General features: G+C 56.3%; 12 protein-coding genes. 4 read left to right on the top strand and 8 right to left on the bottom strand.

Features of this window, described 5'->3' with window-relative positions:
• Positions 1-60 precede the first annotated feature (60 nt).
• The 3 genes from hisC to hisG form a co-directional block, all read right to left on the bottom strand.
• A complete protein-coding gene (hisC, locus tag EU556_RS21235) occupies positions 61-1,116 on the bottom strand; it encodes a histidinol-phosphate transaminase (protein WP_135436158.1) in 1,056 nt (351 codons plus the stop codon).
• A gap of 125 nt (positions 1,117-1,241) precedes the next feature.
• Positions 1,242-2,540: a histidinol dehydrogenase gene (gene hisD / locus EU556_RS21230; RefSeq protein WP_135436157.1), complete on the bottom strand. Its 1,299-nt coding sequence runs from the start codon at positions 2,538-2,540 to the stop codon at positions 1,242-1,244.
• Positions 2,541-2,695: 155 nt separating this feature from the next.
• Positions 2,696-3,547, bottom strand: a complete 852-nt coding sequence (gene hisG / locus EU556_RS21225) for an ATP phosphoribosyltransferase (protein ID WP_135436156.1) — start codon at positions 3,545-3,547, stop codon at positions 2,696-2,698.
• A 526-nt stretch (positions 3,548-4,073) separates the two neighbouring features.
• On the opposite strand from hisG, the gene EU556_RS21220 reads away from it, so the two are divergent.
• The 4 genes from EU556_RS21220 to EU556_RS21205 all read left to right on the top strand — a co-directional run bounded on the left by EU556_RS21220 (position 4,074) and on the right by EU556_RS21205 (position 7,042).
• The gene (locus EU556_RS21220) at positions 4,074-5,018 is read left to right on the top strand and encodes a DUF2911 domain-containing protein (RefSeq protein WP_167855667.1); all 945 of its coding nucleotides are present in this window, start codon (positions 4,074-4,076) and stop codon (positions 5,016-5,018) included.
• Between the two features lie 146 nt (positions 5,019-5,164).
• Positions 5,165-5,731 (top strand): Crp/Fnr family transcriptional regulator, encoded by a 567-nt coding sequence (locus EU556_RS21215; protein WP_135436154.1) that lies wholly within the window; start codon positions 5,165-5,167, stop codon positions 5,729-5,731.
• 68 nt (positions 5,732-5,799) lie between these two features.
• A complete protein-coding gene (locus EU556_RS21210) occupies positions 5,800-6,588 on the top strand; it encodes a sterol desaturase family protein (RefSeq protein ID WP_135436153.1) in 789 nt (262 codons plus the stop codon).
• Positions 6,581-7,042 carry a hypothetical protein gene (locus tag EU556_RS21205; protein ID WP_135436152.1) on the top strand — a complete coding sequence of 154 codons (462 nt, stop codon included), beginning with the start codon at positions 6,581-6,583 and terminating at the stop codon, positions 7,040-7,042. The genes EU556_RS21210 and EU556_RS21205 overlap by 8 nt, the downstream gene beginning before the upstream one ends.
• Before the next feature lie 13 nt (positions 7,043-7,055).
• Here the strand turns inward: EU556_RS21205 and EU556_RS21200 are convergent, their stop codons facing one another.
• The 5 genes from EU556_RS21200 to EU556_RS21180 all read right to left on the bottom strand — a co-directional run bounded on the left by EU556_RS21200 (position 7,056) and on the right by EU556_RS21180 (position 13,755).
• On the bottom strand, positions 7,056-9,602 hold the full coding sequence (locus EU556_RS21200) for a TonB-dependent receptor (protein ID WP_245327822.1): 2,547 nt from the start codon (positions 9,600-9,602) through the stop codon (positions 7,056-7,058).
• 5 nt (positions 9,603-9,607) lie between these two features.
• Positions 9,608-10,309 carry a ribulose-phosphate 3-epimerase gene (rpe, locus tag EU556_RS21195; protein WP_394346126.1) on the bottom strand — a complete coding sequence of 234 codons (702 nt, stop codon included), beginning with the start codon at positions 10,307-10,309 and terminating at the stop codon, positions 9,608-9,610.
• Positions 10,310-10,549: 240 nt separating this feature from the next.
• A complete protein-coding gene (locus tag EU556_RS21190; protein ID WP_210116342.1) occupies positions 10,550-10,873 on the bottom strand; it encodes a hypothetical protein in 324 nt (107 codons plus the stop codon).
• Between the two features lie 177 nt (positions 10,874-11,050).
• Positions 11,051-12,691, bottom strand: coding sequence for a S8 family serine peptidase (locus EU556_RS21185; RefSeq protein ID WP_210116341.1), 1,641 nt, complete (start codon positions 12,689-12,691; stop codon positions 11,051-11,053).
• A gap of 290 nt (positions 12,692-12,981) precedes the next feature.
• Positions 12,982-13,755: a hypothetical protein gene (locus EU556_RS21180; RefSeq protein ID WP_135436149.1), complete on the bottom strand. Its 774-nt coding sequence runs from the start codon at positions 13,753-13,755 to the stop codon at positions 12,982-12,984.
• Between the last annotated feature and the right edge of the window lie 149 nt (positions 13,756-13,904).

Here is a 13,904-nt window from a genome sequence, read left to right as displayed (position 1 = left end):
TATATATAAGGAGTGGCTTACGAAATAACGTTTGGTACTCCGTAGGCCCCTCCCAAAAAATTACGCCTCCTTAAATTCTTGCAGCGCTTGCAGTAGTTCTTCGTTTTCCTGGGGCGTGCCCACTGTCAGACGAAGCGTGCCGGCGCAGCCGGGCTGGGTGGTACGGTTTCGCACAATGATGCCGCGGCCCACCAGGTAATCGTAGACGGCGGTGGCATCGGGCCGGAAGCGCGTCAGCAGGAAGTTGGCATCCGAAGGGAATACTTCTTCCACGATGCTCAGCGACGGGAGCCGCTCGGCCAGCCAGTCTCGGCCGACGAGGAGTTGCTCACGCATTTGCTCGAAGCGGGGCGCATCCTGCAGGGCCGCCAGGGCGTGCTGCTGCGTGGCTTCCGATATATTATAAGGAGGCTTGATTTTGTTGAGGTAGCCGATAATCTCAGGCGAGGCGAAGGCCATGCCCAGGCGGAGGCCCGCCAAGCCCCAGGCTTTGGAGAAGGTTTGCATCACCACCAGGTTGGGAAACTCCGCCAAGCGCGTCGTCCAGCTGGGCGCGGCCGCGAAATCAGCGTAGGCCTCATCCACTACTACCAGCCCGCGGAAGCCGCGCAAAATTTGCTCAATGGCTTCGGCGTGCAGCAGGTTGCCGGTGGGGTTGTTGGGCGAGCAGAGGAATACGATTTTCGCGTCGGAGGCATTAATCTGCGCAATAGCTTCCGGGGCAATCTGGAAGTCGGGCGTCAGCGGCTGACGCTCCAAGCGCACGTCGTTCAGATTGGCCGCCACCTCATACATGCCGTAGGTGGGCGGCAGAATAAGGATGCTATCCTGACCGGGAATGCACACCAGGCGCACCAGCAGGTCAATGGCTTCGTCGGAGCCGTTGCCGAGGAAAATCTCGTTTTCGGCTACGCCCTTCAGCTTGGCCAGCTCCACCTTCACGGCGCGCTGCAGCGGGTCAGGGTAGCGGTTGAACCGCTCGGGGCCGGCGCTGCCCAGGCTGTTTTCGTTGGCATCGAGCATCACATGCGCCTCGCCCTGAAATTCGTCGCGGGCCGAAGAATAAGGTTTCATTGCCCGAATATTGGGGCGAACGAGGCTGGGTAGGTCAAACATGAATCACGGATTTAGACGGATTTATCGGATGGCACGGATTGCTATTGGTGCCACTCCCGTACTGGCCTAGGCCAGTGAAAATATGGTTCGAGCGAAATGCGTTCAACACAACACCTAGTGAGGTTCTACTCCAGCGTGCGGGCTACGGCTTCCAGGCGCAGGGTCACGGCGCGGGCGTGGGCGCTCAGGCCTTCGGCTTCGGCCATGGTTTCTACTACTGGCCCCACGTTGAGCAAGCCTTCGGCGGTGATACGCTGGTACGTGATTTTCTTCAAGAAAGAATCAAGCGAGACCCCGCTGTAGTTCCGGGCGTAGCCGTTGGTGGGCAGCGTGTGGTTAGTGCCAGAGGCGTAGTCGCCGGCCGCTTCGGGGGTGTAGTGGCCTAGGAATACAGAGCCGGCGCTGGTAACGCCTTCGGCTAATTGCTCGGGGTTGCGCACGGCCAGAATCAGGTGCTCAGGAGCATATTGATTCGAGAAGTAGAGCATGTCTTCGGGGGTGCGCAGCAGAATGGCTCGGCTTTCGGTCAGGGCCTGGGTGGCAACGGCCGCCCGCGGCAGAGAGGCCAGCTGACGCTCAATTTCAGCTTGGGTCTGCTCAATTACGGCCATCGAATCGGATACCAGAATTACCTGGGAGTCGGGTCCGTGCTCGGCCTGACTGAGTAAGTCGGCCGCTACGAAAGCGGGATTAGCCGTTTCATCCGCAATAACGAGCACTTCCGAGGGGCCGGCCGGCATGTCGATGGCTACGCCGTGGCGGGTTGCCAATTGCTTGGCCGCAGTCACGTAGCGGTTACCGGGGCCGAAGATTTTATCTACAGCCGGAACTGAGTCGGTTCCGCCGGTGAGAGCGGCAATGGCCTGGGCCCCGCCCGCTTTAATAATGGTGCTAATGCCAAGCAGCTGAGCCGTGAACAGAATAACCGCATTTACGGAGCCGTCTTTCTGAGGGGGCGTGGTGAGTACCACTTCCGGGCACGCGGCCAACCGAGCCGGCACGCCTAGCATTAACAAAGTGCTGAACAAGGGCGCGGTACCGCCCGGAATGTAGAGGCCTACCCGCTGCACCGGCACCGAGCGGCGCCAGCACGTTACCCCCGGCATCGTCTCGACGGGCTTTTCCTCAGTGCGCTGGGTGGCGTGAAACTTCCAGATATTGGCGTGCGCCTGCCGGATGGCAGTTTGCAATTCGGCCGGTACCTGGGCTACGGCGGCCGTAATCTCCTCGGGCGTTACGCGCAGATCCTGCAGTTGCACACCATCAAACTGCTGGGCGTAGTCGCGCAGAGCTGCGTCGCCGCGCTGGCGAACATCCTGAAAGATGGCCTGCACGCGCTGCTCTATCTCCTGCGCCTCCTGGGCCGCGGCGCGCTGCTGCAGGGCGGCCCACTGCGTCTGACTGGGATATTGAAAAACTTGCATCCGTTGCTTTGGGGTCTTAGGATCTTGGTTTGATAGGGTCTTGGGTAGCGTTCTTACACGCCGCGTTGCTTTGAGAATTAGGCCTTGCTTTGTGGTGGATTACTGACACAACTTAACCCAATAGCCAAGACCCCAATTCACTAAGCTCATACACCCTATGAAATCATTTTCTCAATGGGGAGCACCAGAATGCCCTCGGCACCCACGGCCTTCAGCTGGCCCGTGATGTGCCAGAAGTCGTCTTCGTTCACCACCGACTGCACCGACACCCAGCCTTCCTCGGCCAGCGGCGTGACCGTCGGCGACTTAATACCCGGCAGCAAGGCCTTCACGGCATCGAGCGAAGCCGTGGGCGCGTTCAGCAGAATATACTTGTTGCGGCGGGCGCGGCGCACAGCCTGCATCCGGAACTGCAGCTGCTCCAAAATCTCCCGCTTTTCAGCCGACAAGTTTTGGTTGGCAATCAATACTGCTTCGGAGCGGAATACGGTTTCTACTTCACGTAGGCCGTTGCCTAACAAGGTAGAGCCGCTGCTTACAATGTCGCAGATAGCCTCGGCCAGCCCGATGCTGGGGGCAATTTCTACCGAGCCGCTAATAGTGTGCAGGTTGGCTTTCACGCCACGCTCGGCCAGGTAGGCGCCCAAAATCTGGGGGTATGAGGTAGCAATATTCTTGCCCTGCAGGTCCAGCACCGAGTCGTAGCCGGCGGCGCGGGGTACGGCCAGGCTCAGCCGACACTTGCTGAAGCCCAGCGGCTCCAACTCCAGCGCGGGCATGCCGGCTTCCACCAGCACATTTTGACCTACGATGCCTAAATCAGCCACGCCATCCTGCACGTAGCCCGGAATATCATCGTCGCGCAGGTACAGAATTTCGAGGGGGAAGTTGGTGGCTTCGGTTTTGAGCTTGTAGGAGCTGGTTTGGAAGCTGATGCCGCATTCACGAATCAGGTTGAGGGAATCTTCGCTCAATCGGCCCGATTTCTGGATGGCAAGACGAATCATATGGGTAAGGAGGAAATGAGGGAGGCTACGTGGCCAAACGGCGTAAGCTCGAGGCACGACCGTTAAGTCAAGAAAATTTCGGAAGAACTACGAGGGAGACCCCAGCGTTGCACAGCGGCCATACTCGGCCGGGGCCACCACTTTTCGGGGGCCGGGGAACCTAGTGCGGTTCGCCCAACGGGGTCAATATGATGCGTATATTCCTCTAGAAAGAGGAATGATGCCCGTGCACATGATGATGCACCGCGCGCAGCCCGGCCAGGGTGCCCAGCGTGGGGGCAGCCATGTGGCAAAGTGAGCAAATGTGTTGCGCGTTGAAGGACATAAAAGGCTGAATAGCGAGGCAAATGTACGCGCCGGACGGTAGGATGAAAACTTTTCAAGCAAAAACTTACATCAAAGACCTTCCTTTGCGTTATCAATGACTTTCTAACTGAAATCTGGCACCATTGTTTCGGGCAGTACAATCCATGGTATTGCTCTAAACTGCCGGATGGCAGCCTGCTCACTTCTTATTGCTTTGCACATGTTGAAAGACCGGTTATTGGCTCGCGTGGGTCTAGGTATCAGTCTTATGCTAATCGGTACCAGCGGAGCGCTGGCCCAAACGGTTTCAGAACCGACGCCCGCTTCTATAACGCCCAGCACCAATGCGCCGGAGAATGCTCAGCCCGTGCTCCTGCCCCTGCCCCAGGCGAGTCCGCACGCTCTGGTTTCCCAAAATATTGGCCTGACGGAGGTGGTGGTAGATTACCATGCCCCCAACGTGCGTAACCGCACCGTATGGGGTGGCCTAGTGCCCTACGAGCAGGTGTGGCGCGCGGGTGCCAACGAAAACACCATCATTCGTTTTTCCACGCCCGTAGTGCTACGGGGGCAGACGGTGGTAGCGGGTCAGTATTCTATCTATGTATTGCCCCACGCCGACCGGGAATGGGAGCTGATTCTGAACCGGGTTATCAACCACTGGGGCACGGAGGGCTACGATGCCAACGCCGATGTCATTCGCATTCCGGTGATGCCCGAAACAGCCCCCTTCCATGAAACCCTGCTCTATTGGTTTTCAGATGTGCAGCCCACCGGGGCTCACCTCAACCTGACCTGGGAGAAACGAACCATTGTGCTGCCCATTGAAACGGAGGTGCATAAACAGGTGCTCAGCAGCATTGAGCAGGTGCTCCAGCAAAAACCCAACGACTGGCAGCTGCTAGCCCAGGCCGCCGACTACCTAGTGCAAAACAACCTGCAACCGGAGCGCGCCCTCACCTATATAAATGAGTCGTTGAAGCTGCAGGATGTGGCTACCAACAACTGGATTAAGGCCCGCCTGCTGGCTCAGCAGCAAGACTTCGGCACGGCCATCGTGTACGCCCGTAAAGCCATCAAGCTGGTAGACAAAGATGAAACACTCAAGCCGCAGCTACCCAACATGCGCATCGCCCTCACCGAATGGCAGGCCAAAGCCTACTAGGCCACGGCTAGGCTAATAAGCAAGAAAAGCGTCACTTTCTGCGGAGAATGACGGTTTTTTTATTCAGTCGAAGGTGGCGGTGCCTTATGCTTGGCTGTCGTAGCTTCGAGGGCCAGACTGCTTCTGACTGGCCTAGCCGCCTTCCTATGGACAACTTATTAGCCGTTTGTGATGCCATTCATCCTCTCTCGGAGTCGTTGCGGACGGCCTTGCGGCAGCTTGCGCAACGAGAGGAACTAACCAAACAGCAGCATCTGCTGCAGGCGGGGCAAGTAGCCAACCGAATTTATTTTTTGGAAACGGGCGTGGTTAGGGGCTATTACCTGAAGGACGGCAAGGAAATGACCTCGTGGTTCACGAAGGAAGGCGACTTCGTAATTTCTATCCTGAGCTTCTTTTCCGGGCAGCCCTCCCACGAGTACATCCAAGCCCTAACGCCGTGCGTGGTCTGGACGCTAGGCCACTCGCATCTGCAGGAGCTCTACAGTCGTTTTCCGGAGTTCAACTTTATAGGACGTACGCTCACGGAAAAGTATTACGTGCTGAGTGAGCAGCGGGCCCTGCACCTGCGCATGTATTCCGCCGCCGAGCGCTACGACCAGCTGCAACAAGATTTTCCCGACATTTTCCAGCGCGTGCCCCTCAAGCTGATTGCTTCCCACCTGCGCCTGACGCCCGAAACCCTCAGCCGCCTACGGGCCCGTCGAACTTGATGTAGATCAAGCGCATTGAGTGGCATACCCAGCACTTTTGGACATGGTTTTACCCAACTCCTTGTCCTATGTTTTCTGCCTTACCTGGCCTAGTGCTGTGCGTTACCAGCTTATTTTCTTGGAGCCCGCCCCCGCTGCTCACGGTTATTTTTTGCGCTTTTCTGTTTTGCGTGGTGCTGGAACGGCTGCTGCCCGGCTGGAAGTTGCCCCGGGTGCCCACCTGGCCGGTGCGAGTGCTCACCATTAATCTGGCGCAGTTGCTAGTAGTGCTTGTCGCAGGAATTACTTGGGAACAGTGGTTTTCGGCTTATTCGGTTTTCCACCTTTCTGAGCACGTAGGACCCATGGTGGGCGGGCTACTGGCCTACGTGGTGGCCACCTTTGTATTTTACTGGTGGCACCGCTGGCGCCATACGCAAGACTTTCTCTGGCTGCACTTTCACCAAATTCACCACAGCCCCCAGCGCATTGAGGTCATTACCTCTTTCTACAAGCACCCCCTAGAAATGACCGTCAACTCCCTGCTGGGTGGCCTACTGGTTTATACGCTGCTAGGGCTGAGCCCGGCCGCGGGAGCAGTATACACACTGTGCACGGCGCTTGGTGAGTTTTTCTACCACACCAACGTCCGGACCCCGCAGTGGGTGGGCTATATTTTCCAGCGCCCCGAGATGCATCGGATTCACCACGAGTACCAAAAGCACAGCCACAACTACGGCGACCTAGTGGTGTGGGATTGGCTATTCGGCACCTACCACAACCCCAAGCAATTTCAGTCTACCTGCGGGTTCGACGCCGAAAAGGAGGAGCAACTGCTGCCCATGCTGCGCTTCAAAGACGTGCACCGCGATGCCTAACCTCCCTCACGCTAGGCCACTGGCAATTAGCCTGCTGCTGAGTAGCGCACTAATGGTAGCCAATATCCTGCTAGGCCACTACTATGGTCCCTCCGGAATTGTACTAACGCCCCTGGTGCTCATGGCTCTCACCGGCTGGCTGCTGCCCCGACACAGTCAGTACTCTCAGAATCTGCTACGGGTGGGGCTGCTGGCGCTGCTCATTTGCCTGCAAGATGCCGGCACCAAACTATTTGCGGGCGGCTCCCATGATGCGGAGGGTCAAGGCGTCATTCATGCCTTTCTGTTTATGGGGCTGCTGCCGGTCTTCGGTTATATAGTTTACATGCTGAGGCGCCAACGGGCTGAACCGCCAGGCAGCAGAATACTAGCCGGGTTGCTGTTTCCGGTAGCGGTAGGCCTCTATCTGTGGTTGTTTGCCAATCTAGGCTATAACTGTGACTACGGATGCTGACTTAAACCAAGGGCTAGAACCGCACAATGGCGCGCAGGTTCACTACCCGCCGTGAGAGAAAGTTGGGCACTGAGTAAGTCTGCCCGTTCAAATCCTGCAGGTAGTTATAGCCAGCTACGTTGTCGGCGTCGAGGATATTAAGAATCTCTAGGCCTAGCCACAGGCTTTCTAAGCGTATGGGTTTCCCTCCTTCCTGCGCTGGAGGAGTCGATCGGAGCGCCACCACTTTCGAAAAGCCCATGTCTACCCGCTTGTAGCTTCGAGTAAGCTTGTTGGTACCACGCAGATCTGGCAAGCCCGGCGGGCTGAATGGTAGGCCAGTACCAAACACCAAGTTCACGTAGCCTTTCACGGATGGTATGTTGGGCAAATTATCCTGAAAGAACACTCCCAAGTTCAAGCGCTGATCGGAGGGGCGTCGGATATAGCCTTTGGGTACGCGTCCGGTTACGGTATTACCATTGTACATATTTATGGAGTCGCCATCGATATTCTCGCGGGTAGTGAGTATGCCCAGGCTAAACCATGACTCAACTCCTTCCACAAACTCCCCACTAACCCGTGTATCAATTCCGGCGGCGTAAGCGCGGGCGTTATTCTTGGCAAAGTAGCGCAGGCGTACGTTGTCAAGGTCGTAGGGCACCACGTCGGTGAGGTACTTGTAGTAGGCCTCTCCGGTAAACGTAAAGGGCCGGTCCCACTTCCGGAAGCGTACCTCATTTCCAACGATGAAGTGCAACGAGCGCTGCGCACGTAGCTCTAGGTTTAGGTAGCCAGTTTGGTTTTGGGGTACACCAAGCTGAGCGCGCAGCTCGCGGTAGAATGGAGGTTGCACGTACACTCCCGCCGCCGCTTTCCAGGAAACATTACGCCGGCGAGGATTAATAAACGAATACTGAACTCGGGGACTGACGGTAAACTGCCCGTTCACCGTCCAGTAATTCAACCGGGCTCCGTACGTAAGCGTGCGCAACGAATCGAAAGTGACTGTGTGCTGCACGTAGCCCTGATAACGGGTGCTTTCCAGCCGCAGATCTGAGCGAAGACGCGTACGGCGAGCATCAGGCACATAGTTCGCCGAATCAACGAAACTGTACTCGTTGAGCGTATCGTCGATTTTCTCCCGCCCTGCTTTCGCTCCCCACCGAATGGTGTGCGCCTGCCCCGGCGACCAAGTGCCGCGGGTTTCTACAGTGGCCACCCAAGCCGTGAGATAATTACGAGAGTGGTCAAATCGAGACCCAAGGCTGCGCTCCCGACTGGTTTTATTGTAATCCTTTGAATCGGGGTCAGTATTTACGTCCCCAAGGGTATAGCCAGCTTCAACGTCACGGTACTCAAACTCGCGTGAGTACAACAGCCCTCCCAGCGCTTCCACCCGCAAATTAGGCCGGATGTTGTGGCGCAGATTCAGTCCTCCCTGATAGGTATCATACTGCATCCGCTCCAGCCCCTGATACCCAATCTTGAGCCGGGTATATTGGTTGGCAGAGGTGCTAAAGGTACTTTCTCCACTGTCCGGGCTGAAACGGTAGTTGTTATGGGCAAACGTGGTAAGCAGCCCAAGGGAGGTTCGCTCTGGGTTATCCTTGGGGCCTAGAGCAACAGTAATCAAGCTTTGCCCGTCGTAGAATGTAGGATTGTATATTCCTTGCTGTTGCTGCTGCGCACTCAGCACATTCCGGGCATTTTTGTACCGGATGCCTGCCAGATAGCTGATGCGCTTGTTGGGAGAAGCGGCCTCCACGTGGGCCGTACCCCCTACCAAGCTCGCCGACGCCGACGCCCCAAACCTAGTGGGCTGCTTGTACTCAATGTTCAGCACCGAGGACAGCTTGTCGCCAAATTTGGGCTGCCAGCCCCCGGTAGAGAATTCTACCCGATTCACCAGGTCTGGGTTAACAAAGCTGAGGCCTTCTTGCGCGGCCGCCGTTACCAGGAAGGGCCGGTATATCTCAAAGCCATTCACATACACGAGGTTCTCCTCATAGTTGCCGCCCCGCACGGAGTACGTGCTGGTAAGCTCGTTCGTGCTCGTTACACCCGGCAGCGTCTTAAGAATAGCATTGAAATCCCCAAAAGGTGAAGGAATGACCTTAGCCGAGCGCGGATCCAGTGTCATGATGCTGACCTGCTCGCGGGTATTAGCTGCGTCGGTGTTGCCGCGCACCGTTACGTTGCCCAGGGAGCGAGTATCCTCGCTGAGGGTCAGGCGCAGTTCCGGCTGCTCCGTGAGGGTAAGCGTAACGCGTTGGGTTTTGTAGCCTAGTCGGCGCACTACCAGCACGGGCGCTTTGCCACCACTCGGGCGTAGCACACTTAAACTAAAGTGTCCCTGCTCATCGGAAACGGTACCGCCAGGCTGGCCTTCCACTCCCACGCTCACCTGATCAAGGGGGGTACCTGCGGCATCTACCAGCGTGCCGGAAACTACTACCCGCTCAGTTTGCTGAGCTAGGGCAGCCGGTGCCGTAAGCACGCAACAAAGCATCGTACCAACCAGAGGCTGACCGAGCAAGTGTAGTCGCAGGGTGTGGCGGGAGAGGAAACGTTGCAGCATCCGTGTTATTCCTGGTCGCCGGACTCAAGTAGGGCCGTCAGCTGCTGGCGCATTTCGGCCAGCGTAGTCACGGGGTCAGCGGAGTTAAACACGAAGGAGCCCGCTACCAGCACGTCGGCCCCTGCCTCTACCAGTGCCCCGGCATTGTCGAGAGTTACGCCGCCATCTATTTCAATCAATGCCTGAGAGCCACTATCAACCAGCAACTCTTTCAGGGCGGCCACCTTGCGTAGGGTGTTCGGAATAAACGTCTGTCCCCCAAAGCCGGGGTTGACTGACATCACCAGCACCAGATCTAGGTCGGCCGCTATGTCTTCCAGCACCCACACTGGCGTATGCGGATTGAGGGCTACTCCCGCCCGGCAGCCTAGTTGTTTAATTTGTTGCACCACACGGTGCAGGTGGGTGCAGGCCTCGTAATGCACGGTGAGGTTGGTAGCGCCCGCGTCGCGGAAGGCCGTGAGGTAGTTCTGGGGCTCCTCAATCATCAGGTGCACGTCGATGGGCTGCTTGGCGTGACGGTGCACGGCCTGCAACACCGGAATTCCGAAAGAGATATTCGGCACGAAACGCCCATCCATCACGTCAAAATGCAGCCAATCGGCGGCGCTGTTAGCCAGGCGCTCAGTTTCGGATTGCAGATTGCCAAAATCAGCGGCCAGAAGTGATGGGGCCAGTAGCGGGGCCATGCGACGAGTAGAATTCATGCCACGAAGGTAGAAGATTAGCAGGAGTCAGATTATAGATGTAGCCGGATTATCTGCCAGCATGTAGAATAAGAAAAGCCGCCGGAGTGGCCTAGGACACCAGTGGCAATGATTCGGGCTAAACGTTGCAACGAGCAGTTGATTGTCTGTTGCTCAGTATTTCCTAAAAAATTGAACTGCTGCGCTAGGCCACTTCGGCGGCTTTAAGGTACTGACGCCTACATAACGGTTAGAACACCGCTATTTTTCAGCTTTTTCCCAGGCTCGCCAATCGAGCTTGCCATCTTCGGTTTTTCGCAAAAACACAGTTTGATCATCGTCCTGCCGTTTTCCGAAGGTGACATCGGCCCGGCAATCAATGCACTTCACAGAAGTATACTTGAATTTATCCTGGGCGACGCGGGCCGTCAGGTCGAGGTTATCCGAACCGCAGATACCGCACTTAGCTACATCAGGAAAGCTTAGGCGGTCATATTCAGCCACCACTTCGTGAAAATTTGGGCCCTGAACTGTGAAGTGAAACTGCCGGCGCCCAATGCGCTTGGAAACCATCATTTGTAACATGTTGGGAGAGGGTTGAGTGTAAAAAAGGCTGTTTAGCTGTAGATTTTAACATTTTAGGGCAAAAAATAATTGCCTTTTGGCTAATCAAATTTGCAAGATTCCAACCAGAATAGCAAATGAATCTATAGCCTGCTCTCAACCATCTCAACTACTTTACAAACAACTGTTTATATAGGCCTAAAGCTTAACAAACCGTACCGTACGCTGCTCTTTACCTGCCGTTACAGAACCGGTATAAACTCCCTTTGGCAAAGCAAGAGGCTGCAGCCGCACTTCCGCGGCAGATGTGGCGGGTAAGTGCTGCTCGTTTACCAGTCCGCCCCGAGCGTCATATATCCGAACTAACAAAGGCTTCCCGCGGAACGCTTCTGCTAGCTGCAGGAACAACTCGTTGTCCTTGCTTGGATTTGGATAGATGAATAACTCTTGGCGCGCGGTAGTCCGAGTAGCGGCTAAGGGGGCGCCCGGGTTTGCTAAGTTGTAGGCTCGTACAAAATTCGGAATGCCGTAGCCTACCTCATCGTTTGGCATTGTAGCCTGCGTACCTGAGCGCTCCAAGAAGCGCAGCACTTGCTGGGCCGTGAGCGTAGGGTTAGCCTGCCAGAAGCCCGCCGCCATGCCGGCAAGTACCGGGCAAGAGAAAGAGGTGCCGTTACCCCGGGCGGCCGTACCTGTGGGCGTGATAATGGCCGTTTGCTGGCCCATGGCCGACAGGTTAGGCTTGATGCGGCCGTCGGCAGTGGGCCCGAGGGAGCTAAAGGAAGCGCGCCGAAGCAGAGAGTCAACCGCTCCTACGGTGAGGATAGAGTCGGCATCGGCCGGGGCCGTAATGTGGCGCCACGTGCCATTCCCCTCATTGCCGGCACTATTAACTACCAGCATCCCCACGCGTGCCGCCACAGTTGCAGCCCGAGTCGAAAGCGCGGTTCGACCGTTTAAGTCCCCGTTGGTATAATCAATAGAGGGGTAGTCGAAGGTATTATAGCCTAGCGAGGAGCTGATAATATCTACCCCCACCGAGTCGGCGTATTCGGCCGCAATCAGCCAGTTCACCTCTTCCACTGGGTGCTCCGAAGTAACATCTTCCGTGACGTAGAGGTGGTAGGAAGCCTTTGGGGCCGTGCCAATGTACAGCCCCGGCTGGTTGCCGGCCATAGTAGAAAGGCAGTTCGTGCCGTGGTTGTTTCGCAGAAACACCTGCTGGTTTTTCTCCACGAAGTTGAACACGCTGCCTAGCCGGTTCTCGGTCCGCATGGCGGCAAAGGGAGTGGTGGTATTTACTCCCGGAAAGCCAGCATCAAACACGGCAATCTGCATCCCCTCACCCCGGAAGCCAGCATCGTGCATGTCAATGGCCCCAATCATTTTAGCCTGGGTGTAGGCCGTGCCGTACTCAGCGCGCGTACCGCTTGTGCGGGCAGCCTCCTGCTCGGCCCCATCCCGCTTGCGGGTACCTGGCAGGCCGCGGTTTACGGTTTTGATTGTCTGAACGCACGGCAGGGTCTGAAGCTGAGCCAGGGTAGCTGAATCGCAGGCTACTACGGCCGCATTAAACCACCGGGAAGTGTACCAGAGCTGGGCGCCGGGCACGGCCTTCACTTGCTGCACGTAAGCAGGGTTAACGGGCAGGTCGCGGGGCTGCACGGCAATGTTCTGCCGCTGCCGCCGCTGCACCGCCCGCGCCGATAAATACTGCAGAGGCTGGCTGGTACTATAGGGGGAATTGGCCTTGTCGCGGAAGTAAACCAGGTGCTTGCGCACAGTGCCGTTTGGGCCAGCAGATGCCGAAGGTGGGTCTTGGGGGCCTGAAGCTGCCACGGCAGGTAGCAGCGTACCAGACCACAAAGCTGTTGCAAGCAAAAGGTGGGGAAGACGCATTCAGATCGGGAAATAGCTTGCCGGAAGATACGAACTAACCCCCGCTTTGGACCTGTTTAAAGGCCTTTTCCCCTGAATTTCTCTCACTAGTAAATGCCTTACACGGTCATCTTTCGATGCTACCCTGCTCCTCTTTATGCGAGCAGCAGTACCACCATAAAACGTCACTAGCCCAGACAATCGTCTGGGCCAGTGCTGATGGGTTATCAGGTTACGTTACAGATCTATCGTTACTTGCTGCTTTCTACTAGAATTTCGCTGCGCGACTGGCCTAGGTAGATATAAGCGGGGTTAGGCACGCAGTTGCCGGTCTGGCAGTAGATATACCGTCGCCGCGCCCGGTACACTGGTCCTACTCCTTGGGCATACACATTGCGCAAAACGGTGTAGTAAAATTGGTTTACTCCCGTGATGGCATTTGATAAGTTGTTGAGCGTAGTGATAGTGGAGGGATATGAGTACGATTTGCCATTGCTCACAATCGTGAACGGCTGGCCTACCCGCAAATACGCTCGGTTTAGGTTGGCGGCGGAGTCAGGTTCCAATTCGTTATACGTGTTGAAAGCATTATTATACCACTCCTTGCCTTCCGCCACGGGAAATACCAGCTCTACCGTACGCACGTTATTGCGCATCACTATCACATTCCGCTGGCTCGTGGAAACCGTGAGAACAGAATCAACCTTCCAGGCATCGGCAGTAGTAGCCCGTCGGGAGCGAATGACTTGGTATACCAACCGGCCCGTGGCATCGGCCGTTTGCTCTGAGGCTACTTCTTCCTTAAATTGAAATCGGGTAACCCGCGGCACATTAGCATTAAACACTGAGTCTACCACGTCGTAAATTCGGTAAGAGCCGACTTCCAATGGATAGTATTCCTGGCTTTGATCAGGCACGGCCTCCGTCTCGTTTTTACAGCCAGCGGTGCCCAGTAGAATACATAATGACAACGCCTTGCCAGCCTGAATCAGTGGCCTAGCCCAGGAAGAATATTTCTGCATCATATAATTCGTTTTGCAGCTGAAAAATAGCACAAAAACAGTTGTCAGGCGCGACGCAACTCTTCCCGCTGCCAAAAATACGGCCCGGCAGCCTCTTTCAAGTAAGAGGTTACCGGGCCGTATTTTTGGGGCGTAAAGCAGGCCTAGGCCAG

Origin of the sequence: Hymenobacter fodinae (genome assembly GCF_004745825.1) — a bacterium.
Lineage (GTDB): Bacteria > Bacteroidota > Bacteroidia > Cytophagales > Hymenobacteraceae > Hymenobacter > Hymenobacter fodinae.
Note: the sequence above shows the minus strand (reverse complement) of the source record. Positions and strands in the feature narration are given on the sequence as shown.

Excerpts from the sequence above, each read along its gene's own strand:
- hisC (WP_135436158.1), bottom strand. The coding sequence starts at position 1,116 with ATGTTTGACCTACCCAGCCTCGTTCGCCCCAATATTCGGGCAATGAAA.
- EU556_RS21190 (WP_210116342.1), bottom strand. The coding sequence starts at position 10,873 with ATGTTACAAATGATGGTTTCCAAGCGCATTGGGCGCCGGCAGTTTCAC.
- hisG (WP_135436156.1), bottom strand. The coding sequence starts at position 3,547 with ATGATTCGTCTTGCCATCCAGAAATCGGGCCGATTGAGCGAAGATTCC.
- hisD (WP_135436157.1), bottom strand. The coding sequence starts at position 2,540 with ATGCAAGTTTTTCAATATCCCAGTCAGACGCAGTGGGCCGCCCTGCAG.
- EU556_RS21180 (WP_135436149.1), bottom strand. The coding sequence starts at position 13,755 with ATGATGCAGAAATATTCTTCCTGGGCTAGGCCACTGATTCAGGCTGGC.
- EU556_RS21210 (WP_135436153.1), top strand. The coding sequence starts at position 5,800 with ATGTTTTCTGCCTTACCTGGCCTAGTGCTGTGCGTTACCAGCTTATTT.
- EU556_RS21220 (WP_167855667.1), top strand. The coding sequence starts at position 4,074 with ATGTTGAAAGACCGGTTATTGGCTCGCGTGGGTCTAGGTATCAGTCTT.
- EU556_RS21200 (WP_245327822.1), bottom strand. The coding sequence starts at position 9,602 with ATGCTGCAACGTTTCCTCTCCCGCCACACCCTGCGACTACACTTGCTC.
- EU556_RS21215 (WP_135436154.1), top strand. The coding sequence starts at position 5,165 with ATGGACAACTTATTAGCCGTTTGTGATGCCATTCATCCTCTCTCGGAG.
- rpe (WP_394346126.1), bottom strand. The coding sequence starts at position 10,309 with ATGAATTCTACTCGTCGCATGGCCCCGCTACTGGCCCCATCACTTCTG.
- EU556_RS21205 (WP_135436152.1), top strand. The coding sequence starts at position 6,581 with ATGCCTAACCTCCCTCACGCTAGGCCACTGGCAATTAGCCTGCTGCTG.